This window comes from Acinetobacter sp. KB005 (assembly GCF_049949095.1).
Taxonomy (GTDB): Bacteria; Pseudomonadota; Gammaproteobacteria; order Pseudomonadales; family Moraxellaceae; genus Acinetobacter; species Acinetobacter calcoaceticus.
In genome coordinates this window covers 403,677-425,790 of record NZ_CP188191.1, presented here as the reverse complement: position 1 = coordinate 425,790, position 22,114 = coordinate 403,677, and the positions used below count along the sequence as shown (strand labels likewise).

Annotated in this window: 20 protein-coding genes; 13 read left to right on the top strand and 7 right to left on the bottom strand. The window is 40.3% G+C overall.

Translation table 11 applies throughout. The features are described from left to right. Window positions 1–17: 17 nt before the first annotated feature. Window positions 18–1,841 (bottom strand): acyl-CoA dehydrogenase C-terminal domain-containing protein, encoded by a 1,824-nt coding sequence (locus tag ACPF64_RS02160; protein WP_003653705.1) that lies wholly within the window; start codon window positions 1,839–1,841, stop codon window positions 18–20. A gap of 255 nt (window positions 1,842–2,096) precedes the next feature. Between ACPF64_RS02160 and ACPF64_RS02155 the strand changes: the two genes are divergently transcribed. Further along, on the top strand, window positions 2,097–4,451 hold the full coding sequence (locus ACPF64_RS02155; RefSeq protein WP_426455438.1) for a hypothetical protein: 2,355 nt from the start codon (window positions 2,097–2,099) through the stop codon (window positions 4,449–4,451). Between the two features lie 49 nt (window positions 4,452–4,500). Here ACPF64_RS02155 and aroE read toward each other — a convergent pair whose 3' ends face one another. The 3 genes from aroE to ribA all read right to left on the bottom strand — a co-directional run bounded on the left by aroE (window position 4,501) and on the right by ribA (window position 7,151). Continuing rightward, on the bottom strand, window positions 4,501–5,289 hold the full coding sequence (gene aroE / locus ACPF64_RS02150; RefSeq protein ID WP_132070379.1) for a shikimate dehydrogenase: 789 nt from the start codon (window positions 5,287–5,289) through the stop codon (window positions 4,501–4,503). Between the two features lie 180 nt (window positions 5,290–5,469). Next, window positions 5,470–6,420, bottom strand: coding sequence for an oxygen-dependent coproporphyrinogen oxidase (gene hemF, locus ACPF64_RS02145; protein WP_426455436.1), 951 nt, complete (start codon window positions 6,418–6,420; stop codon window positions 5,470–5,472). A gap of 128 nt (window positions 6,421–6,548) precedes the next feature. Beyond that, window positions 6,549–7,151 carry a GTP cyclohydrolase II gene (gene ribA / locus ACPF64_RS02140; protein WP_003653698.1) on the bottom strand — a complete coding sequence of 201 codons (603 nt, stop codon included), beginning with the start codon at window positions 7,149–7,151 and terminating at the stop codon, window positions 6,549–6,551. Window positions 7,152–7,454: 303 nt separating this feature from the next. On the opposite strand from ribA, the gene dxs reads away from it, so the two are divergent. The 9 genes from dxs to ACPF64_RS02095 all read left to right on the top strand — a co-directional run bounded on the left by dxs (window position 7,455) and on the right by ACPF64_RS02095 (window position 16,352). Further along, window positions 7,455–9,359 carry a 1-deoxy-D-xylulose-5-phosphate synthase gene (dxs, locus tag ACPF64_RS02135; RefSeq protein WP_004639565.1) on the top strand — a complete coding sequence of 635 codons (1,905 nt, stop codon included), beginning with the start codon at window positions 7,455–7,457 and terminating at the stop codon, window positions 9,357–9,359. Between the two features lie 118 nt (window positions 9,360–9,477). After that, window positions 9,478–10,308 (top strand): inositol monophosphatase family protein, encoded by an 831-nt coding sequence (locus tag ACPF64_RS02130; protein ID WP_005038449.1) that lies wholly within the window; start codon window positions 9,478–9,480, stop codon window positions 10,306–10,308. Window positions 10,309–10,713: 405 nt separating this feature from the next. Continuing rightward, window positions 10,714–12,699, top strand: a complete 1,986-nt coding sequence (locus ACPF64_RS02125) for a DEAD/DEAH box helicase (protein ID WP_132070377.1) — start codon at window positions 10,714–10,716, stop codon at window positions 12,697–12,699. A gap of 108 nt (window positions 12,700–12,807) precedes the next feature. Further along, window positions 12,808–13,017 carry a hypothetical protein gene (locus tag ACPF64_RS02120; RefSeq protein ID WP_026057109.1) on the top strand — a complete coding sequence of 70 codons (210 nt, stop codon included), beginning with the start codon at window positions 12,808–12,810 and terminating at the stop codon, window positions 13,015–13,017. 90 nt (window positions 13,018–13,107) lie between these two features. Then, a complete protein-coding gene (locus ACPF64_RS02115; protein ID WP_426455431.1) occupies window positions 13,108–13,926 on the top strand; it encodes an ABC transporter ATP-binding protein in 819 nt (272 codons plus the stop codon). After that, the gene (gene mlaE, locus ACPF64_RS02110) at window positions 13,923–14,702 is read left to right on the top strand and encodes a lipid asymmetry maintenance ABC transporter permease subunit MlaE (protein ID WP_005038455.1); all 780 of its coding nucleotides are present in this window, start codon (window positions 13,923–13,925) and stop codon (window positions 14,700–14,702) included. Before ACPF64_RS02115 ends, mlaE begins: the two co-directional genes overlap by 4 nt. Further along, on the top strand, window positions 14,702–15,385 hold the full coding sequence (locus tag ACPF64_RS02105; protein WP_005038457.1) for an outer membrane lipid asymmetry maintenance protein MlaD: 684 nt from the start codon (window positions 14,702–14,704) through the stop codon (window positions 15,383–15,385). The genes mlaE and ACPF64_RS02105 overlap by 1 nt, the downstream gene beginning before the upstream one ends. Before the next feature lie 26 nt (window positions 15,386–15,411). Further along, entirely contained in the window at window positions 15,412–16,053 is a 642-nt protein-coding gene (locus ACPF64_RS02100; RefSeq protein WP_005038459.1) for an MlaC/ttg2D family ABC transporter substrate-binding protein, read from the top strand. Between the two features lie 11 nt (window positions 16,054–16,064). Next, complete coding sequence (locus tag ACPF64_RS02095; RefSeq protein ID WP_017390219.1) at window positions 16,065–16,352, top strand: STAS domain-containing protein; 288 nt, start codon at window positions 16,065–16,067, stop codon at window positions 16,350–16,352. A gap of 72 nt (window positions 16,353–16,424) precedes the next feature. On the opposite strand, the gene ACPF64_RS02090 is transcribed toward ACPF64_RS02095, so the two are convergent. Beyond that, a complete protein-coding gene (locus ACPF64_RS02090; protein WP_004639553.1) occupies window positions 16,425–17,438 on the bottom strand; it encodes a magnesium and cobalt transport protein CorA in 1,014 nt (337 codons plus the stop codon). 158 nt (window positions 17,439–17,596) lie between these two features. On the opposite strand from ACPF64_RS02090, the gene ACPF64_RS02085 reads away from it, so the two are divergent. Next, window positions 17,597–18,178, top strand: a complete 582-nt coding sequence (locus ACPF64_RS02085; protein ID WP_056482599.1) for a TIGR00730 family Rossman fold protein — start codon at window positions 17,597–17,599, stop codon at window positions 18,176–18,178. Window positions 18,179–18,191: 13 nt separating this feature from the next. Then, the gene (locus tag ACPF64_RS02080) at window positions 18,192–18,590 is read left to right on the top strand and encodes an NUDIX hydrolase (RefSeq protein WP_003653680.1); all 399 of its coding nucleotides are present in this window, start codon (window positions 18,192–18,194) and stop codon (window positions 18,588–18,590) included. A gap of 5 nt (window positions 18,591–18,595) precedes the next feature. Here the strand turns inward: ACPF64_RS02080 and ACPF64_RS02075 are convergent, their stop codons facing one another. Further along, window positions 18,596–19,225: a ComF family protein gene (locus tag ACPF64_RS02075; protein ID WP_426456097.1), complete on the bottom strand. Its 630-nt coding sequence runs from the start codon at window positions 19,223–19,225 to the stop codon at window positions 18,596–18,598. Beyond that, complete coding sequence (gene recG / locus ACPF64_RS02070) at window positions 19,218–21,263, bottom strand: ATP-dependent DNA helicase RecG (protein WP_426455426.1); 2,046 nt, start codon at window positions 21,261–21,263, stop codon at window positions 19,218–19,220. The genes ACPF64_RS02075 and recG overlap by 8 nt, the downstream gene beginning before the upstream one ends. 20 nt (window positions 21,264–21,283) lie before the next feature. Between recG and ACPF64_RS02065 the strand changes: the two genes are divergently transcribed. Then, window positions 21,284–22,099, top strand: coding sequence for an SDR family NAD(P)-dependent oxidoreductase (locus tag ACPF64_RS02065; protein WP_426455424.1), 816 nt, complete (start codon window positions 21,284–21,286; stop codon window positions 22,097–22,099). Window positions 22,100–22,114 lie beyond the last annotated feature (15 nt).

Sequence of the window (22,114 nt, the reverse complement as noted above, 5' to 3'; positions counted from 1 at the left end):
TCACGATTTAAAAATCATTAGTAGTCGAAGCTAAAGTGTTCAACTGGTAATGATGTTAATGTGCGAGAGGTTGTCACCATTGACTCGGCGTGACCTTGAGTACGAGGTAACATACGGTCAAAGTAGAAGTCTGCAACTTTGATTTTTGCCTTATAGAATTCAGGCGTTTCTGCACCATCACCTGCTTCAAGTTTCTCAGAAGCAATGACTGCTTGTTGCGCCCAGAAGTAAGCCATCATCACGTAACCTGAGAACATCAAGAAATCTACAGAAGCAGAAGATACGATGTCACGGTCTTTACGTGCAGCAAGCATAATACGAACTGTTAAAGTGTTCCATTGAGCACAAAGCTTAGTTAAATCCCAAGCAAAACGACGTAAGTATTTATTACGTGCGTGTGCAGCACAGAATTTTAAGATTTCAGCAGTGTAGTCACGAACCACTTTACCTTTTGAGCTAAGCAATACTTTACGACCAATCAAGTCAAGTGCTTGAATGCCTGTTGTACCTTCGTATAGCGTTGAGATACGAGCATCACGAGCGATTTGTTCCATGCCCCATTCTTTAATGTAGCCATGACCGCCGTAAACTTGCATACCGTTGTTTGCGGCTTCTAAACCAAGTTCAGTCAAGAAACCTTTCAAAATTGGTGTGTAGAAACCAAGTTTATCATCGTAGTCTTCGTAAGCAGCTTGGTCACCACGTGTTAATGCATCTGTCATTTTGTCTGCAAGTTTTGCAGCATGATAGATCATTGAACGGCCACCTTCAGCAATTGCTTTTTGAGTCAACAACAGGCGACGTACGTCAGCATGATGAATGATGGCATCTGCAACTCTTTCAGGTTCTTTTTTACCAGAAAGCGCACGCATAGACATACGATCTTTCGCATAAGGTAATGCACCTTGGAACGATAACTCAGCGTGCGCAATACCTTGAACAGCAGTACCAATACGTGCTGTATTCATGAAGGTAAACATTGCATGTAAACCTTTGTTGACTTCACCGATTAAATAACCAGTGGCATTATCAAAGTTTAGTACAGCAGTTGCAGAAGCACGGATCCCCATTTTGTGTTCGATTGAACCACAGGTCACTGCATTACGTTCACCGATACCACTATCAGCAGTAGGTATGAATTTAGGTACGATAAATAATGAAATACCACGAGTACCAGCAGGCGCATCTGGAAGACGTGCAAGTACGATGTGAATAATATTTTCAGTTAAATCATGTTCACCAGCAGAAATGAAGATTTTTGTACCAGAGATTTTATAAGTGCCATCTGCTTGAGGTTCAGCTTTAGTTTTAACTTGTCCCAAGTCTGTACCACATTGAGGTTCGGTTAAGCACATTGTGCCGCTCCAAGTTCCTTCAACAAGTTTAGGCATATACGTTTGTTTTTGCTCATCGGTACCGAATTGCAAAATGGTGTTCATACAACCCGAACTTAAGCCAGGGTACATGGTAAATGACCAGTTTGCAGTACCCATCATTTCTGATTTGATGAGGTTTAAAGACATTGGTAGGCCTTGACCACCAAATTCTTCTGGATAAGAAAGACCTTGCCAACCACCCATAACGAACTGGTCATAAGCTTCTTTAAAGCCTTTAGGTGTAGTTACTTCGCCGTTGTCAAAATGGCAACCTTCTTCATCACCAGACTGGTTAAGTGGCGATAATACGTTTTCACAATAATCTGCCGCACCTTCAAGAATCATATCAACGGTATCTGGATCTGCATTTTCACCATTTGATAAAGTTTTGTAGTGAGCAGGGTAATCTAATACTTCATTCATTAAGAAGCGAATATCGTGTAGCGGGGCTTTATATGCTGGCATGGCTTTAATCCTAATTTTGAATCATTGTGGGATTATCTGAATCGATGATTTGATTATTCACTCGCATGATAAAAATACAATGATAATCACATCCGAAAGAAATGTCAGAAAAGCGAATTTTGTCGAAAATAAATACACCTGAAAATACATTTTCTGCTACATTCAGGACTTATACTTTTATGTGAAAAAACAACTATTTTTTTATTTTTAGCAAGTTTTGCTAAAAAGATAAAGCGATAAGGTTTTAAAAAAGTTATGCATTTAAAATATCTCAGTTTATGTTTATTCAGTTTGGGTTTGACCGCATGTGCGCAGCATAGCCTACGTCCATCAGTGGCATCTGCTCATTTAGATCAAAAAGTCATTCAGGGTATGAATGCAATGTATGAATACCCAAGCTATGACTACCGCGGGCATTTTAAAGTTAATGTTGATTCAAATCAGCCCAACAAAATAAGCACTGTAGAGAAGAGTGCTCAACTTGATGCTGAAGTGCAAAAAAAAGTAGATCAATATTTACGTGAACAAAAAATTAATTTGAATAAAAAACAGAAGCAGGCGCTTTATGCCGCAATTGCAAATGAGCAATCTGTTTCAGGTGTATCTGGCGAATCACGTTCAGAAAAAGTAAATGCCGTATTAATCAATTTATTAAATGATCTCCAATTTAGTTACGATGGTTCAGTTCATTATCGTCAAAAAATGGGGTCTTTCAACCTCACTGCAAGATATGAAAAACCGACTTTGCTCGTGCAGGCAAAATTGCCAATGGTGCTTGATCTAAAGGATTATAAATTTTACGTTAATTATTTCGGATTAATGCCTTATTTAGTTAATAAAGATAATCAAAACAACTTAGCCTATGTCGATTTTTCGAAATATAAAGATCTGTTTACGAACGTCGATATGAAGAAGTTCGTTGAATATGCGAAGGCTTCTGGCGCCGTGTCTTATCGTTTGGCTGATCCGCAAAATTTACAACGTTTACCAATTACAGATGCTGACCGTAAGGCAGGAATTGTAGAAAAAATTCGTTTAAAGGATACGGTTGAGGAGTTACTGCTACAAGTCGATCTATATGGTCAAGTCAATGAAAAATACCTGCAAAAAAGTGTTTTAGGATTTGATGACCAAAAGATTGCTGAATCTATAGCAACTGAACTCGCAACGTCTGAAGCTAAGAAAAAGTCGGGTGGTGCCGAAGAGCAGAAGGTTTCTTCTGAAGATGCGGCAGCAGTCAGCCAACAACTTTACTCACTTATTAATGCTCATTTTGGCGGTACATTGGCTTCTGAGGAAGGTGATGAAGAACAATCAAGTGCAGCTCAAGATGCAGCGGTAGCAGCAGACGAGGCTTCTGCTTCAGGCCAAGATGAGGATGCTGCTGATGTTGCGGTAGAGGATGCCGAACAAACTACCCAAGATGAAGAAGGCCCAACCCTTACAGAAGAACAATGTGTTGAATTACAGACCCTTAAAAAACCAGTAGTTTTAGGGGATATTAATTACTGTCAAATATATGGTGTTGATGTTCTTGATCAAAGCACAGAGAGTACCCAAAAAACTCAGATCAAGTCTCGTCAAGCTGCACTAAAACAAACTTTTGCCGCTTATGATCAGAACCAGTTTGTGAATGATGAAGCATTCAAAGCTTTATGGATAAAACATAAGGCAGAAATTGAACAAGCTTTACCAAAACAAAGAAATCCAATTACGATTGATGTTGGACTCGATGAAAAAGGCCGTGTAGTCAACGTAGATTACGATATTGCATATACACCAGCTGAATTTAACCATCGCTTTAATATTAAAGCAGACATGCAAATTCTAAATTATGGTAAAGCAACCTCAATTAATCAGCAGCAACTTAAACAAGCTAAATCAGTTGCAGAGGCAAGCAAAGGTTCTTTATTTGAAAACTTCGTAAAAGGTTTTAGTGAAAAACTTGGGCAGAGTGATGTTTCTGAACATCCAGTTGGCTCACATAGTGATGTACAAGATTTAGATTCGAATCTGGCGCTGTTGGCTAACCAAACTTATGATGCAACACGTGCCTATGACAAAACGTATAAGGCTGTGTTTATTGCAAAATTGACTGCCGAAAAACCGTCATATATTAATTATTATTCAGTTCAACAGTTGCAAGAAATTGCCGAAGTTTATGCTTATTGGTTCTCTGAAGAAGAAACCTATAATCCTCAAGGTAAGGCTTTAGAGCGTATCGAGGCATTGCAGAAAAAGCATCATCTTGAACAAGAAGACCAGTTTGATAATGATTTAGGCCGTGCTGTAGACCATATTGTGATTACAACAATGCAAGGTAAGGCAGGGCGTGAAGCATGGCAAAAATTACAGAAACAATATAAGCAGCCTGAGCAGCTTTTCTCGAAACAATATCAATTAAAATTTGAACAACAAAATGGTGCTTCTGCTGAAGAAAAACCATTGTTATCACAAACTGCTGATATTCTAGGTAAGGCTTATGTCGCTGCACGTAAACAGCAACTTACGGAAAAAACAATTCAGAATTTAAAACCTGAGCATAATGAATTTATTGATTATGAGATTTTCCGAGATGTTTATCAGCAAATGGTTACAACCAAAAAATAATAAATGAAGTAAAAAAAGAACCTACATCATGTAGGTTCTTTTTTTATATTTATAGAAAATCTTTTAATTCAGGTCTTACGCCATTCCAGATAGAAAAGGATTCAATAGCCTGACCGACTAGCATTCCAAAACCTTCAGAAGAGGGCACATTACGTTGTTTAGCTTGATCAAGGAAGCTAGATGGTTTCCCATATGCCATTTCATAGGCATGTTCGAATTGTAAATTTTCAGGAAGCTGTAGAGCATCGCCTGAAAGGCTTGCAGAAGTCGCATTAATTACAATATCAAATTTCCCTTCTAGCTCATTTAGAGAAATTGCTTGTAATTGAGCTTGCGGGACGGCTACTTTTAGGTCATCTATAAGTTGTTCGGCACGAGCTAGAGTACGGTTTGCAATCACAATCTTTTTTGCGCCAGCTTGTACTAGTGGATAAATAACACCACGAGTTGCACCGCCAGCTCCTAAAATTAAAATAGTCGTATTTTCTAGGTTCCAGTCTAAAGCTTGAATCGCGGCTACTAAGCCTTGGCCATCAGTGTTATCGCCGTGCAATTTGCCATTTTCCATCCATAACGTATTAACTGCTTTTGCAATCTGAGCACGCTCGGTTAGCACATCGCACAAAGCGAAAGCCTGTTCTTTAAACGGCACAGTAACGTTCATGCCACTTCCGCCATTTGTAAAGAAACTACGCATACTCGACTCAAAACCATCAAGAGGGGCAAGACGTTTTTGATAGTCGAGATCAACACCTGTTTTTTGAGCGAAAGCATGATGCAATTCAGGAGAGCGTGATTGTTCGATTGGGTTGCCAATTACTGCAAACTGTTTGGTCATTCTTATATCCAAAATTTTAAAATGGCATAAAGCAGTTAAAAACGTGTGCTGAATATTCAGCAGGCCTCACTATAAGCCAAATTGGAATAAGAAAAAATATTTGAATGAGGTTCAGAAAAGTGAAAATAAAAAAGGAGATTCTCTAGGGTGGAAGCCAAAGAATCTCCAAAAAGCAAAAAATTAAGCGACTTTTTCTTTTAGATTTAACCAGTCACGTGGTTTTAGGTAATAGTCGGTTAAACGTTTCTCTGGCGAGTCTTCATCCCATTCTGGGCGATACGACCAACCTGCAAGGTTAGGGAGGCTGACTAAAATAGATTCGATACGTCCGCCTGTTTGTAAACCAAACAATGTCCCGCGGTCATAGACTAAGTTGTATTCGACATATCTGCCGCGACGATAAAGCTGAAACTCTCGTTGTGCTTCGGTGTAAGGTTGTTCACGGTGTTTTTCAAAAATTGGCAGAATGGCATTTAAATAGCCATTACCCACAGCTTGAATATATTTAAAGCAAGTTTCGAAATCCCAACCATTGAGATCATCAAAAAATAAGCCACCGACACCGCGTTGCTCATCGCGATGTTTTAAATAGAAATAATCATCACACCATTTTTTATGTTCAGCATAGACACTGTCACCAAAAGGCTGACACAGGTCGTAAGCGGCTTGATGCCAATCGACAACATCTTGCTCATCTGGATAGAACGGTGTTAAGTCAAAACCACCGCCAAACCACCAAATTGGATCTTGTCCTTCAGGCTCTGCAACGAATAAACGTACATTGGCATGAGAAGTTGGGATATTGGGGTTTTTAGGATGAATTACTAATGAGACACCAAGTGCCTGCGCTTTAGCACCAGCAATTTGAGGGTGTCTTTCTGTAGCAGAAGCGGGGAGTTTACTAATGTTGATGTGAGAAAACATCACACCACCTTTTTCAATCACTGTGCCATTTTGCAAAACTCGTGAACGCCCACCACCACCTTCAGGACGCTCCCAATCATCAATAATAAATTCACTCGTACCACCGCCAGCTTTTTCTTGTTGTTCTAAACCCGCACATATATGGGCTTGTAAATCTAGGAGAAATTCGCGGACACGTTGAATATCTGTTGAAGTCGGATGTTGCATAGTGACCCTCAAAGATGATTGAGATAGGAGATAGATACATCAAAGCATAAAACCATAAAAAAAGTAAGGGATTTTTAAGAAATGTCTTAAAAATCCCTTCCAATTATTTTTAAATTTATAATTTGGGCTTAAAAATCATCTTTTTGATAAAGATGATCCATACGTTCACGTTTGGTTTTTAAATATTGTTCATTAAAAGGGTTGCGTCCAACCGTTAATGGAACACGGTCAACCACATTAATTCCTTGATCTTTGAGTGCCTGAATTTTCAAAGGATTGTTGGTAATTAATTTAACTTCTTTCACTGCTAAGTGATCGAGCATAATGCTACACATGTCATAACGACGTGCATCGGCAGGTAAATTTAAAAGTAAATTAGCATCTACTGTGTCATGACCCTGATCTTGTAAAGCATAGGCGCGAATTTTATTTGTAAGCCCAATACCACGGCCTTCTTGACGTAAATATAAAATAACGCCTTGACCTGCTTCGTTGATGAGCTTTTGAGTTGCCTGCAATTGAGGACCACAGTCGCATTTTAATGACGCAAAAGCATCACCTGTTAAACATTCTGAATGTACACGAACCAAAACAGGGCCTGTAGGTGGATTTTCTAACCCTTTAGAAAGTGCCACATGTTCTTCACCTGATACTGGATCTTGAAACACAGAAATATTGAATTCACCAAAAGCGGTCGGGAGTTTTGATGTTGCAATGAACTCTATAGGCACAGATTAACTCATCTTTTAACCGAAAACGGTTTAAAGTATAGCGTAATGCTGGGAGATTGGTCGAATTGTCATAATCATTTTGCACACTAAGGTTTTCTTTTTTGTATAAAGATGACGATAATAGTTGATAAATAGTCAGATTATTCAGGATAATCTGCCAACCATACCCATGATGTATGAGAGACTGCTTTGCATGACCTCGTTCGCAAATGTGGCTGATTGAAGGTGACTTCATTCGATTGTATGATCGACCCATTTTGACCCAGCTTAGGATTTGCCAGGCTTATAAAGGCTTTGCCACATATGTTGTATACCGAAATTCCAACTCAACGCCCTGTTACGCCATTGTTAGATGCAATTGATCATCCTCAACAATTACGTCAGCTCGAGCATAGCCAATTGGTTCAAGTGGCTGATGAGTTGCGTCAATATATTTTATATGCAGCAGGCCAGAGTGGTGGCCATTTCGGTGCTAATCTCGGCGTGGTTGAGCTGACGGTTGCGCTGCATTATTGCTTTAATACACCAAATGACCGATTAGTTTGGGATGTAGGACATCAGGCCTATCCGCACAAAGTCCTGACAGGTCGTCGTGAACAAATGACGACGATTCGTTCTAAAAATGGTTTAGCGGCATTTCCTGCTAGAGAAGAATCGGTTTTCGATACATTCGGCGTAGGACATTCATCAACAGCAATTTCGGCTGGTTTAGGAATGTCATTAGCACGTCGTTATCAAAACGACCCATGTGAAGTGGTTTGTATTGTAGGTGATGGTGCAATGACAGCGGGTATGGCATTTGAAGCCATGAATGATGCTGTTGCACATAATGCCGATTTAATTGTTGTGCTCAATGACAATGACATGTCAATTTCTTGTAGTACAGGTGGCTTTGCTAAACATTTGGCTGCAATTTGGGAAAAAGGTCATTTAGTTAACGTTAATGAAGATGGCGAAGCGTATATACAGCCACATCCAAAATGGACTTATAACTCTCGTTTGCATCAATCAGCAACAGATGCGGCCGATAATTTATTTAAAGCAATTGGTTTTGATTACTTTGGTCCATTTGATGGCCATGACGTAAATCAACTGGCCCAAGTATTTAATGCTCTGAAGAAGCGTAAAGGTCCACGTTTAGTTCACGTCTATACTAAAAAAGGTAAAGGTTTTACTCCTGCAGAAGCGGATCCTATTACCTATCATGCAATTAGCAAAATTAATGCGACTTCAGCAGGTAAAACACCACCTAAATATTCTGATGTATTTGGCCAGTGGTTATGTGATGAAGCGGCGCAAGATGAGCGTCTACTCGCGATTACACCTGCGATGTGTGAAGGTTCAGGCATGGTTCAGTTTGCTAAAGAATTTCCACAGAGATTCTTTGATGTTGCAATTGCTGAACAGCATGCTGTAACACTTGCAGCAGGAATGGCTTGTGAAGGCTTAAAACCTGTTGTTGCAATCTATTCGACGTTCTTGCAGCGTGGTTACGATCAGTTTATTCATGATGTTGCATTACAAAACCTTGATGTGACATTCGGGATTGACCGTGCTGGTTTGGTTGGTGAAGATGGTCCAACTCATGCAGGTGCATATGATTATGCATACATGCGTACAGTTCCAAACATAGTCATCATGGCGCCAAAAGACGAAAATGAATGTCGTCAGATGCTTCATACAGCCTATGTCTATAATGGACCAGCTGCGGTACGTTACCCACGTGGTGCTGGTGTAGGTGTGGAAATTCAGCAAGAGTTGACCACTATTGAATTAGGGAAAGCTGAAATCGTTGCTGAAATAAAAACTAGCTGTGAAGAGCAGATTACAATTTTGGCATTTGGCAGCAGAGTGATGGTTGCTATAGAGGCTGCTGAACAATTTGCACAAAAACATGATGTGGGTGTGCGTGTTGTAAATATGAGGTTTGTGAAACCCCTTGATGAAAAAATGATTCGTGATTTAGCTGAAAATACTCATTTATTTGTCACAGTTGAAGAGCATGCCGTTATGGGTGGTGCAGGTAGCGCTGTCAATGAGTTTATGGCGCAAGAACAAATTGTGAAACCTATCATTAATTTAGGATTGCCAGACTTGTTCCTACAACAGGCTTCACACGGACAAATGTTACAAGACTGCGGGTTGGATGCTAAAGGTATTCTGAGCTCAATTGAGAGAGTTTGGCTTAAGCTCAATCAGGTGGTTTAGGCCTCCAATAAAATTTTTGAAACATTTTCCCCCTAAAAGCGCATATATTTGCTAAAATATCTGCGCTTTTATGCATTATTCTTTGTCAAAATCTTCAAATTTGTCTAGTGGGTGTTCAATGGAACCTATGGTGGTTATGGCTGCGCGTGCGGCTCAAACAGTTGGTCAAGAGCTTTTAAAAGCGCATCAAAATCGTCATAAACTCGATTTACAAGTTGAAGAGAAAGGCATTGATGGCCCGGTAACACGTGTAGATCGTTATTTAGAACAATTAGCGATTGATACGTTACGTAAAAGTTATAAGAACCATAGCTTCTTAGGTGAAGAGTTTGGTTTGCAAGAAGGCAAAGGCCATGATGCAGAGTGGTGCTGGGTAATTGACCCGCTTGATGGCACACAAAACTTTATTAATGGTTTCCCTCATTTCTGTATTTCTATTGCAGTTCAACATAAAGGTGTTACTCAACACGGCGTAATCTACGATCCAGTACGTGATGAGTTATTCTCTGCTAGCCGTGGTCGCGGTGCAGTTATGAATCAACGCCGTATTCGTGTAAATGTAAAAGATAGTTTAGAAAATACATTCTTGGCAGTAGGCCATCCTTACCGTGCTAAACGTGCTGGCGAAATCGTATCTTACGCAGAGCAGCATTTCGCATCATTATTAGCTGTTACTGAAGCAGGTGCACAAATCCGTCGTGGCGGTTCAGCTGCTCTAGATTTAGCGTATGTAGCTGCAGGTCGTTTTGATGGTTTCTTTGAGCTTGGTTTAAAGCCATGGGATATTGCTGCTGGTGAGCTTATTCTTAAAGAAGCAGGCGGTGTGGTTGTTGACGCGCGTGGCGGTAATAACTCATTTGAAAATGGTCAAGTACTCGCATGTTCGCTTAAGTTGTTAAAACCTTTAATGCAAACTGTTGTTCCAGCTTGGGATAAAGCTGCAAAATAATTTAGCTTATTATAAATAAAACCCTCTTTAATCAGAGGGTTTTGTGTTTTAAGTAAAGAGTAAATTAAATTAATTCAAGAAATATAGATAAAGTTGATTAAAACACATGACTTTTAATTTATTTCTGCTATAATCCGCCAACGCACTTAAATTTCCGTTCATTACCTGAACATTCTGTTCTATTCATTGTAAGCGCACGCTGTCCATAGAGAGGACCATTTCTTGCGCCCCGATCGCTCAGCGATTCTTCAGGTTCGGCCGTAATCAAGCGTGCGTTTAGTCCACATCGTCGTTACTCGGATTGCTGCTGAATAAAAGTTTTCAGCTAATTTTGCTTTGCCGCTTTTTGCCGATGTCTATTTTGTATTTATTAAAAATGGAGCACCCACAAGGGTGAAACTCTCTATGAGCAAATCTTTTGCCGAATTTTCTTTGCATGAAACCTTACAACAAGCGCTTGAAGGTTTAGGTTTTACTACCCCGACTGCTGTGCAAGAACAAGCAATTCCTGCTGCTTTAGAAGGTAAAGACCTTCTCGTATCAAGCCAAACTGGTTCTGGTAAAACTGCAGCATTCTTACTCCCAACATTAAATGCTTTAGCTGGTCAAGAGTCTGTTGTACCGTTCAAAGACCGTATGAAAGCAGTGACTCAACCGAATATTTTGGTAATTTCACCAACTCGTGAATTGGCACAGCAAGTAAGTCAAGATGCAATTGCACTTGTACGTCACATGAAAGGTGTTCGTATTGCTGCCATTATGGGCGGTATGCCATTTGCAAAACAAATTCAACAATTAAAAGGCGCGCAAGTTGTTGTTGCAACACCTGGTCGTTTACTTGACTTGGTGAATCGTCGTCAAATTAAATTAGATCAAGTAGATGCTTTAATCGTTGATGAAGCGGACCGTATGCTTGACCTAGGTTTCTCTGAAGACTTAGAAGCAATTAGCGAATTAGCAGCTAACCGTAAACAAACATTAATGTTCTCTGCAACATTTGCTGATCGTATCATTCGTCTTGCATCATGCATGATGAAAGATCCTATGCGTATCGCAATTGAAACAGGTCATTCAACCAATACAGATATTACGCAAACATTGCATTGGACTGATGGCTTCGAACATAAGAAAAAATTACTTACACATTGGTTAAGTGATGAAAACTTAGATCAAGCTGTTGTTTTTGCTAGCACGCAAGAAGATACAGATATGTTGGCAGAAGAACTTGCTGAAGCAGGTCATTCTGTTGTTGCACTTCATGGTGCAATGCCACAAACAGTTCGTAACCGTCGTTTACGTAGTATTCGTGAAGGTCGTGCAAAAATCCTAGTTGCAACTGACGTTGCTGCTCGTGGTCTTGACGTTCCGACTATTTCTCACGTAATTAACTTCGGTCTTCCGATGAAGCATGAAGATTATGTACACCGTATTGGTCGTACTGGTCGTGCTGGTCGTACTGGTCAAGCAATTACTTTAGCGACTTATCGTGAACGCGGTAAGATTCGTGCACTTGAAGAATATTTAGAAGCACGTTTGAGTGTTTCTGAAATTGAAGGCTTAGAGCCATCTCCACCTCCTGCTCGTTCAGGTCGTGATGGCGGTGGTCGTGGCCGTAGTGGTAATGGCGGCGGTGGTCGTGATGGTCGTCGTAGTGGCGGTGGTGGTTTTGGTGGTGGTCGTCGTTTTGAAGGCGAAAGCAACTTTAAACGCCGTGAAGGTGGTCGTGATGACCGTCCACGTCGTAGCTTCGATGATAAACCACGTGGTGAACGTCCAGCGTTCGGTGGTGAAGATCGTCCGCGTCGCGAATTCAATTCAGACCGTCCACGTCGTGAAGGTGGTTTTGAAGATCGTCCACGTCGTGAGTTCACTTCAGATCGTCCACGTCGCGAAGGTGGTTTCAATGATAAACCGCGTTTTGAATCGAATGATGACAACCGTGGTAATCGCGTAGATTATAAACCACGTCGCGAAGCTGGTTTTGGTGATCGTCCAAAACGTAGCTTTGGTGGTGAAGATCGTCCGCGTCGTAGTTTTGATGATAAACCACGCGGTGAGCGTCCAGCATTTGGTGGTGAAGATCGCCCACGTCGTAGTTTCGATGACAAACCACGTGGTGAACGTCCAGCGTTCGGCGGTGGTGATGATCGTCCAAAACGTAGCTTTGGTGGTGAAGATCGTCCACGTCGTAGCTTCGATGATAAACCACGCGGTGAGCGTCCAGCGTTTGGCGGTGAAGATCGTCCGCGTCGTAGTTTTGATGACAAACCACGTGGTGAACGTCCAGCGTTCGGCGGTGGTGATGATCGTCCAAAACGTAGCTTTGGTGGTGAAGATCGTCCGCGTCGTAGCTTCGATGATAAACCACCGCGTCGTAAATTCGACCGCTAATCAATATTTAGTTTGAAAAAAAAGGCCAGTAAAAATACTGGCCTTTTTTATTTTTCAGTTTTGTTATAAACTAACAAAATGTGAATTGGTTCAATTTTTTATTTAATAATGCGTAAAAGTAAGCGAAAAGAAACAATAATGGCACAATTGAAGAACCTTTTGGTTCAGCATGGTTTGCCTTATCTCTTTATTGCACTCGTTTTGTGTAATGGTGTTTACTTCGCCTACGCTTTTACAAATGGAAGTTCTGTTGAGCAATTCCAAGCTTCTGAATTGACCTCTTTTTACGAACATACCTCTTCTATTTCTATAAAATAAGTTAGATTTGCTTTTGTTAAAATTACAACAAGTTTGCTAATTTTCAGTGTTATAGTATGCGTGCATAAAAGTGCAGGAACGATTGCCATTATGAATAATAAAACTCCTCTCTCGACTCAACCACTTATTGAAGTGAAAAACTTGAGTTTTAATCGAGGGGAACGCGTCATTTATGACAATATTAGTTTAAATATACGTCGAGGCCAGATTACGGCCATTATGGGACCTTCTGGTACAGGTAAAACAACTTTATTACGTCTGATTGGTGGGCAGCTTGTTCCAGATCAGGGGGAAGTTTTACTCGACACAAAAGATATTGCCAAAATGTCTCGTCAGGAACTTTTTTCCGCCCGTGCACGTATGGGAATGTTATTTCAGAGTGGAGCTTTATTTACGGATATGTCCGTTTATGAAAATGTTGCGTTTCCAATTCGAGCGCATACTAAGCTTCCTGAAAATCTCATTGCTGAACTGGTTGCGTTAAAACTTGAATCAGTGGGTCTACGTGGTTCTGAACAATTAATGCCGACAGAACTTTCAGGTGGTATGAGTCGTCGTGTAGCGTTGGCTCGCGCGATTGCACTTGATCCAGATTTAATCATGTACGATGAACCTTTTGCTGGTCAAGATCCGATTGTAAAAGGTGTTTTAACACGTTTAATCCGTTCGTTAAGAGAAGCTTTGGATTTAACAACAATTATTGTTTCGCATGATGTCGCAGAAACATTATCGATTGCTGACTACATCTATGTGGTAGCTGAAGGAAAAATTCAGGGTGAGGGTACACCTGAAGATTTGCAAAAACATGCTTCTCCATTTGTACACCAATTCTTAACAGGTTCGGCAGAAGGACCAGTTGAATACCAGTTTAGTCCTCAAGCCTATTTAAATAACGAGGTTCGTCCATGAATACGATTGCCTGGTTAGGTAGACTCGTTATTGAGCGGATTCGAGGCATTGGTGCTGCGGCACATATGCTCTTGCAGATTATTTTTTCATTTCCTACCAAGGGTGGTTTTGGTCGTTTTGGTTACCAAATGCACCGCGTAGGTGTGATGTCCTTACTTATTATTACCGTTTCTGGTTTGTTTATTGGTGCGGTTCTTGGCTTGCAGATGTATAGCATTTTGGTTACTTTCGGTGCTGAGTCGATGTTGGGTACAGCGATTTCGTTAACCCTACTCCGTGAGCTTGCTTCTGTAGTTGCTGCATTGCTATTTGCAGGACGGGCCGGTTCTGCATTGACTGCCGAAATTGGTTCAATGAAGCAAAGCGAACAGCTTGCCAGTATGGAAATGATCGGGGTTGACCCTTTAAAGCAAATCGTATCACCACGTCTTTGGGCAGGTATAGTCAGTTTGCCAATGTTAACTGTGATATTTGCTGCGATTGGTATTATTGGTGGCAAGATGGTCGGTGTTGACTTTTTGGGTGCTGATGAAGGCTCCTTCTGGAGTGGTATGCAAAATACAGTGCGTTTCTGGCATGACATTTTCAATGGCACGATTATTAAAAGTATTGTTTTTGCTTTGATTTGTACATGGGTCGCTGTTTATCAAGGCTATGCCTGTGATCCGACACCAGAAGGCATTGCAACGGCAATGACTCGGACGGTTGTGTATTCTTCATTATGTGTTTTAGGTTTTGATTTCGTGTTGACTGCGGTCATGTTCGGAGGGATTTAATGAAATCACGTAGTAGTGAACTGGCCGTTGGTATCTTTGTTATCATCTTCGGTATTGCGTTGTTTTTTTTAGCGATGAAAGTCAGTGGTCTTGTTGGTACGAACTTAAGTGATAGTTATACCATGAAGGCTCAGTTTGATAACGTCAATGGTCTAAAGCCTCGTGCTAAAGTAACAATGAGTGGTGTTACAATTGGTCGTGTTGATTCGATTACGCTTGATCCGGTTACGCGTTTGGCTACCGTAACATTTGGTTTAGATGGAAAGTTGACAAGTTTCAATCCTGAACAATTAAAAGAAGTTCAGAAGAATGCACTGGAAGAGTTACGTTATAGCTCAGATTATACTCAGGCTTCTCCAGAGCAACAAAAAGCAATGGAACAGCAACTGACCAGTAACATGACCTCCATCACAAGTATTGATGAAGATGCTTATATAATGGTAGCAACGAATGGTTTGTTGGGTGAGAAATATTTGAAAGTTGTACCTGGTGGTGGTGTGAACTACCTGAAACGAGGTGACACGATTTCAAACACTCAAGGAACTATGGACCTAGAAGATTTAATTAGTAAATTTATTACTGGTGGTGGGGCTGGTAAAGTTGCTGCCGGTTCAGGCTCAACAGAAGCAGATGCTCCTGCAAGCACTAATAAAGATAGTGCACAAGCATCATTTGTTGAGTAAAAGATTATTTGAAGGAGTGGTTCCTAGTGAATACGTTGTTTAAACAAACCCTGACAGCAAGTCTTTTGTCTACCATGATTGCAGGTACAGCTTTTGCTGCGCCTTCAGAAGCACCACCTGATTTTATCAAGCGTGTTGCTGATGGTTTGATTGCTCGTTTAAAAGCTGATCATGCTAAATTGCAAGCAAACCCTGCTTTAGTGAAGGCTATCGTACGTCAGAATTTAGACCCGTATGTTGATTCACAAGCATTTACACGTATTGTAATGGGTACTTATGCGACTAATCAGTATAGTACAGCTGCACAACGTGCTCAGTTTGAAACAAACTTCCGTAATACGTTAATTGAAAATTACGGCAGTGCATTTGCTAAGTATACGAACCAAAGCTATACAATGCGTCCTTATAAAGCAACTGCGGGTAAAAACCCTGTAGTGACATTGGACTTTAATCACAATGGTGAAAAAATTCCTGTGTCTTTCCAGTTAGCTGATAAAGGTACTCAGTGGAAAATCCGTAATATCAATGTTTCTGGTATTGATTTAGGATTGCAGTTCCGTAACCAGTTTGCTGCAACTGTGAAGCGTAATGGTGGCGATTTGAATAAGGCAATTGCAACCTTCCAACCGGATGCAGATGCTGCTGTTAATCAGAATAAACAGAAATAAGTAGGTGAATAGTGGTTCAGTATCTCAACCAACAATTGGTTGTTTCGGGAAAAATTGATTTTCAAAATGCCGAACAACAGTATAAAGCTGGGTTAGATATCATTAAGAAGCAACAAAGCTTTCCTTTAGTGGTAGATTTAACACAGCTTGAGCATGGTAGTACCTTGGCATTGGCTGTTTTAGTTCAATGGCTACGTGTTACTCCGCAGAATACTGGTTTACATTTTAAAAATGTACCCGAAAAAATGCTGAAGATTATTCAAGCCTGCCATTTGCAGGAAGATCTACATCTGATTTGATCTGTAAAATATAAAAAAGCACCTAAATATAGGTGCTTTTTTATGCTTGGAATTAGCATTTTATTACAAAGCTTAGATCCATTTTTTCCAGCGGAAGTAAATAATAGGACCAATAAAGAAGCCCATAATAATGAGTAAAACAATAAAGAAACTAGTCGTACCATGTGCAAAAGGTAGCACATCTGTGTTCATACCATAGATACTGGCAATGAGCATCGGAGGAGCCAACATACTTGGTAAAATCGAGAATCGACGGATCGTGTCATTCTGCTCGGTATTAATGAATCCAGACGTTGTATCAAGCAAGAATCGTACTTTTTGGAATAAGAAGGCATCATGTTCTACGAGTGAGCGAACATCTTCACTAAGTTCTCGAATATCTGCATCGTAAATATGACTGCCTAATGCACGTGGACGTGATAAAAAAGTAAGTACACGTCGCAAATCAATTAAACAGAGCTGAGCTTTTCCTAGCATATCTTCTTGTTGAGCTAGGCGTGTAATCATATCGTCAAGATCTAGAATTTGTTCACGCTGGTGGTTATTTAGAACTTCAGTAGAGTATTTTTCTAAATCTTTGTGGATATCTTCTAAGATATCCGCAAGCTCATCAAGCTTTGCCTCAAGAAGGCCTAATAAAATCCATGTTGGATCTTTATAGTCCATGTCATAGTCATTTCGACGGGCACGTGCACGGAAGGCACGAAAGGCAACTAATTTTTCTCCCCGCATCGTAAAGAGACGGTCTTTATGTAAAATAAATGCAACCGTTTGTACCATCGCTAAAATGTGTGAAGAGTCTTCTGCATCACCATCAACTTGATAATTTTTATTTTTCGTTAAAAAATAGGTGCTGATATGCAAAATACCGTCATCATCACGGTAAAATCGTGCTGAGGATGAAATATCTTCAAGCGACTTTAGTGTGGGTAAGTTTTGATCATAGGCATCTAAGACCCATTGTTGCTCTTCTTGCGAGGGGGCAATTAGATCAAGCCAGACTAATTCGGGATGTAGATCAAATCCACCATTGATGGTGGCATCTTCCAGACTTCCGCGTTCTGTGGCATAAAAGGCTTCAAGCATGTGTCTTTTTTCCTCACGCAGTCTGATGGAAATGGATGGGTGTATTTTAGACAAGGATTTGCCGAAAAACACTTGCTAATACGCTATTTTGCAAAAAAAAACTTTATCAATAGTTTAGTTTGTCAGCATGACAGTTCAATAAAACGGTTTTTTACACTATGAATTCAATTTGTATTTTCTGTGGTTCATCTCTTGGTTCAAACCCAATTTTCCAACAAGTTGCCCAAACTACAGGCGAGGCTATTGCAAAACAAGGTAAGACCTTGGTTTATGGTGGTGGTCGCTCAGGCTTAATGGGCGTTGTCGCTGATAGTGCCTTACGGGCAGGTGGACAAGTCATTGGAGTAATACCTCGTGCTTTGGTCGATCGTGAGTTAGCTCATCCGGGCTTAACCAAATTATATGTTGTCGAAAATATGCATGAGCGTAAGACCAAAATGGCAGATCTTTCCGATGGCTTTATTGCTTTACCTGGTGGTGCGGGTACATTGGAAGAAATCTTTGAACAATGGACGTGGGCGCAATTAGGTATTCATCAAAAGCCATGTGCTTTCTTAAATGTAGCTGGCTTTTATGAAGATTTACTTAAAATGATTCAAGGAACGGTAGATAATGGATTTAGCCAAGCACGATTCGTTGATAAATTGATCGCATCAGACAACGTTGAAAATATTCTTCAACAATTTGAACAATATCAGGCCCCTGCTCCAAAATGGGCAAATGCTGATGTACAGCCATAAAGAGGATAAATAGGTGAAAACAATTACGGTCGCTGCTGCAGTGATCTTGAACGAGCAAAATCAGTTATTGCTCGTAAGAAAGCGTAATACCCATGCTTTTATGCAAGTGGGTGGTAAGCTGGAACCTAATGAGGCACCAGAGATCACCATGCAGCGAGAAATTCTAGAAGAAGTTGGAAGTTCTTCTGTAATTGAGCAATTTCTTGGTCGTTTTGAAACAGCAGCGGCGAATGAACCTGATCATATTCTGGTCAGTCATTTATATCTGGTTCAACTTGATCAGGCTCCTAAAATTGCTGCCGAAATTGCAGAAATGAAATGGGTGGATTTAAATGATTCAGAAACTCACCTCGCACCATTAACCCGTGAAATTGTTATTCCTTGGTGTGAGCAGCATTTATCTACAGTTTAATCATCTTAGCTCGTTAAAGTTGCCGCTAAACAGGCGGCATGAATGGTTGTACATCCTAGTTGCTTTAATACCTGATTAAGGGCGTAAATTGAACTTCCGGTGGTAACGACATCATCAATAATCAGAACACGGCGATAACGCCGTTTTTCTTGAGTAAATGCAATGAATTGTTGTTCGATGTTCTCAAAGCGTTCCAGTCGAGAAAGCCCTTTTTGTGAATGCTCAGCAAGGCGTTGCACTGGCTGCCAAACAGGTATTTTTAATTGCTTGCTTAAGATATTTGCGAGTAATAGTGACTGATTAAAACCACGTTCAATTAAGCGTTGATTCGAAATTGGCATAGGTACAATAGCCTGTGCCTTAGGAAATTTGAGTTGTTGTAAAATTTCACCTAATAAGATTTGATAATGTAATTTTTGTTCATATTTAAACTGCTGAATGATCCGATTGATTGGATATGCATAATCACAGGCCACAAGAACGGTTTGATCATTACGTTGAATTATTTGTTTAAGCCATGGTAACTGTTCCCAACAGTCCTTACAGAGCGAATCTTTTTCTCGCACACCTGACTCACACAACAAGCAAGGTGAGAGTGAGTGGATAAGATGCTGCGGATTTAAGAAACTAAACATATGCATAACGAGGCGCTTCTGGAAGCCAACGTTTTAATAGCGCATCTGCTTGTTCTGGATAATCTTTTAACACTTGCTGAGCTACATAATGAGCTTGACTCAGTAAGTGGTCATCTCGCTCTAGACGAGCAACTCTAAAACCCATATCTCCAGTTTGTTTAGTACCTAGTAGTTCACCGGGCCCGCGTAACTCAAGATCTTTTTCTGCAATCACAAAGCCATCATTACTTTCTCTTAAAATAGAAAGTCTCTCTTGGCCATTTTGTGAAAGAGGTGTTTTATATAAAAGTACGCAAAAGCTGGCTTGAGCACCTCGACCGACACGACCACGTAATTGGTGTAACTGAGAAAGTCCTAAACGCTCGGCATTTTCAATCACCATAATAGAGGAGTTGGGAACATCTACTCCAACCTCAATGACTGTCGTTGCAATAAGAAGCTGTAATTCATTATTCTTAAATGCTTGCATGACCGCTTGTTTTTCGTCGGCTTTCATTTTGCCATGTACTAAGCCAATATTGAGCTCTGGAAAGCGCTCTTTCATTTCTTGATAAGTTGCTTCTGCTGCTTGAGCATCTAAAGTTTCAGATTGTTCAACCAGTGTGCACACCCAATATGCTTGTTTTCCATCTCTGCAATTCGAAGCAATTCGTTGGAGTACTTCCTCACGACGATCAAGCGGAATCGTAACTGTTTGAATTGGGGTACGCCCTGGTGGTAACTCATCAATAATTGATGTGTCTAAATCACCATACGCACTCATTGCCAGTGTTCGTGGAATCGGAGTAGCTGTCATCACGAGTTGGTGCGGGGTGAACTGCTCAGCACCTTTATTACGCAGAGCTAGGCGCTGATCTACGCCAAAACGATGCTGTTCATCAATAATCACTAGACCTAATTTGGCGAAGCCAACATTGTCTTGAAATAACGCATGTGTACCAATAATAAGTTCAGCATGACCTTCTTTAATTTGTTGCTCTGCTTGTGCGCGAGCTTTACCTTTTTGTTTTCCAGACAACCATGCCACAGTAATGCCTAAGGGTTCAAACCAACGCTTAAAATTTAAGTAGTGCTGTTCTGCAAGAATTTCAGTAGGAGCCATTAATGCAACTTGCCAATCAGCTTCTAAAGCATGGCAAGCAGCTACAGCTGCAACCAAGGTCTTTCCAGCGCCTACATCACCTTGCACTAATCGAAGCATTGGTTGGTTCTGCTTCAAATCATTCAAAATTTCTTTAGATACACGTTTTTGTGCATTGGTCATTTGAAAAGGTAAAGCTTCTAATAGTTTTTTGGCTAATATTTTGCTGCTTGAAAAAGCAGGAGACGCAATTTGGCGAATATAAGCACGTCGATTAAGTAGGCTAATTTGATGTGCAACCAACTCTTCAAAAATAAGCCGTTGCTGTGCGGGGTGTGAACCTTGAGCCAATTGGACCATATTGGCATCAACTGGAGGCTCATGAATGTAATACAAAGCCTCTTTAAGCGCATAGCCATTGGTATATTGTTTAGGAAGCAACTCGGGTAATGCATCACTATGATGCTTTAATGCTTGTTTTACATATTCGCGTAATTTCGGTTGAGTCAGCCCATCCGTACTTGGGTAAATTGCTGTAAGTTGGGTCTTGGGTAGGGGTGTGTGTTCATTAATGAGTTGAATTTCAGGATGATACATCTCAAGGCCGCGAGCACCTACGCGAACTTCACCAAAAATACGTAAGCGATGACCTGGTTTTATTTTGTCAGTCAGGTTTTTATAAATATGATAAAAGCGTAAGGTGACTTTACCGAATTCATCTTGAACCAAGGCTGCCATAGATTTTCGTTTTCCCGGAGGGAAATCAATTGATCTGACCTCACCTTCGAGTAAATAGCTACGCCCAACCACAAGTTGATTCATTGCAATAATCGTGCTGCGGTCTTCATAATCACGTGGCAGATGAAACAGTAAATCATCTGTGGTAAAAATATTTAGTTTTTCGAGCAGGGCTGCTGAAGCCGATCCAACGCCTTGTAACTGATGGACTGAAGTCATGTCCCCTCAACGAGTTTTCTATGCATATATTATTTATCGGTTATGGTAAAACATCTCAGCGTGTTGCTAAACAACTATTTGAGAAAGAACATCAAATTACCACAATCAGCCGTAGTGTAAAAACAGATAGTTACGCAACCCATCTTGTTCAAGATATCTTTAAACTCGATTTAAGTAAAATTGAACCTGTAGATGTTGTATATATTTTACTTTCCCCGACAGAAGGTACGGTTGAGGGCTATCAGCATACTTATGTAGATAGTATTGAACCGATTCGAGAAGCATTAAAACCACATCCGGTAAAAAAAATAATCGTAGTCTCTTCTACGCGGGTATATGGTGAAAATGCAGGGGAGATCATTGATGATTTTAGTGAAATTCAACCAAGCGATGCACAAGGCCGTATCTTACGTAATATGGAGTTGCTTTGGCAGGAGCATTATCCAAACCAATGTGTAATTGTTCGTCCTACAGGTATTTATGGAACTTCCGTTGCCCGTTTGAAAAAAATGGCTGAAAATAGTCAAAGCTATCCAAATATACATTATAGCAATCGAATACATATTGATGATTTAGCAAGATTTTTGGCTTTTATGGCTGATTATGAAACTCATCAAGCGAGCTATATTGTGACTAATAACCAACCATTGCCTTTGCATGAAGTTATCGTGTGGTTCCAAAAACAATTGGGATTACCAGAGTTAACTTTAGAATCGAACCAAACTTCAGGTAAAAGAATATATGCGAAACATCTGCCTGAAACGGGTTTTCAATTAGAGCATCCAATTTGCTTTAATGACTATTTATTATGTTTAAATGTTCATAGTACTAAATAAAATTTTGATTAAACT

What these genes read in the sequence shown, in the direction of transcription:
- ACPF64_RS02160 (WP_003653705.1), bottom strand. Translation starts at nt 1,841, where the DNA reads ATGCCAGCATATAAAGCCCCGCTACACGATATTCGCTTCTTAATGAAT.
- ACPF64_RS02155 (WP_426455438.1), top strand. Translation starts at nt 2,097, where the DNA reads ATGCATTTAAAATATCTCAGTTTATGTTTATTCAGTTTGGGTTTGACC.
- aroE (WP_132070379.1), bottom strand. Translation starts at nt 5,289, where the DNA reads ATGACCAAACAGTTTGCAGTAATTGGCAACCCAATCGAACAATCACGC.
- hemF (WP_426455436.1), bottom strand. Translation starts at nt 6,420, where the DNA reads ATGCAACATCCGACTTCAACAGATATTCAACGTGTCCGCGAATTTCTC.
- dxs (WP_004639565.1), top strand. Translation starts at nt 7,455, where the DNA reads ATGTTGTATACCGAAATTCCAACTCAACGCCCTGTTACGCCATTGTTA.
- ACPF64_RS02130 (WP_005038449.1), top strand. Translation starts at nt 9,478, where the DNA reads ATGGAACCTATGGTGGTTATGGCTGCGCGTGCGGCTCAAACAGTTGGT.
- ACPF64_RS02125 (WP_132070377.1), top strand. Translation starts at nt 10,714, where the DNA reads ATGAGCAAATCTTTTGCCGAATTTTCTTTGCATGAAACCTTACAACAA.
- ACPF64_RS02120 (WP_026057109.1), top strand. Translation starts at nt 12,808, where the DNA reads ATGCGTAAAAGTAAGCGAAAAGAAACAATAATGGCACAATTGAAGAAC.
- ACPF64_RS02115 (WP_426455431.1), top strand. Translation starts at nt 13,108, where the DNA reads ATGAATAATAAAACTCCTCTCTCGACTCAACCACTTATTGAAGTGAAA.
- mlaE (WP_005038455.1), top strand. Translation starts at nt 13,923, where the DNA reads ATGAATACGATTGCCTGGTTAGGTAGACTCGTTATTGAGCGGATTCGA.
- ACPF64_RS02105 (WP_005038457.1), top strand. Translation starts at nt 14,702, where the DNA reads ATGAAATCACGTAGTAGTGAACTGGCCGTTGGTATCTTTGTTATCATC.
- ACPF64_RS02090 (WP_004639553.1), bottom strand. Translation starts at nt 17,438, where the DNA reads ATGCTTGAAGCCTTTTATGCCACAGAACGCGGAAGTCTGGAAGATGCC.
- ACPF64_RS02085 (WP_056482599.1), top strand. Translation starts at nt 17,597, where the DNA reads ATGAATTCAATTTGTATTTTCTGTGGTTCATCTCTTGGTTCAAACCCA.
- ACPF64_RS02075 (WP_426456097.1), bottom strand. Translation starts at nt 19,225, where the DNA reads ATGTTTAGTTTCTTAAATCCGCAGCATCTTATCCACTCACTCTCACCT.
- recG (WP_426455426.1), bottom strand. Translation starts at nt 21,263, where the DNA reads ATGACTTCAGTCCATCAGTTACAAGGCGTTGGATCGGCTTCAGCAGCC.
- ACPF64_RS02065 (WP_426455424.1), top strand. Translation starts at nt 21,284, where the DNA reads ATGCATATATTATTTATCGGTTATGGTAAAACATCTCAGCGTGTTGCT.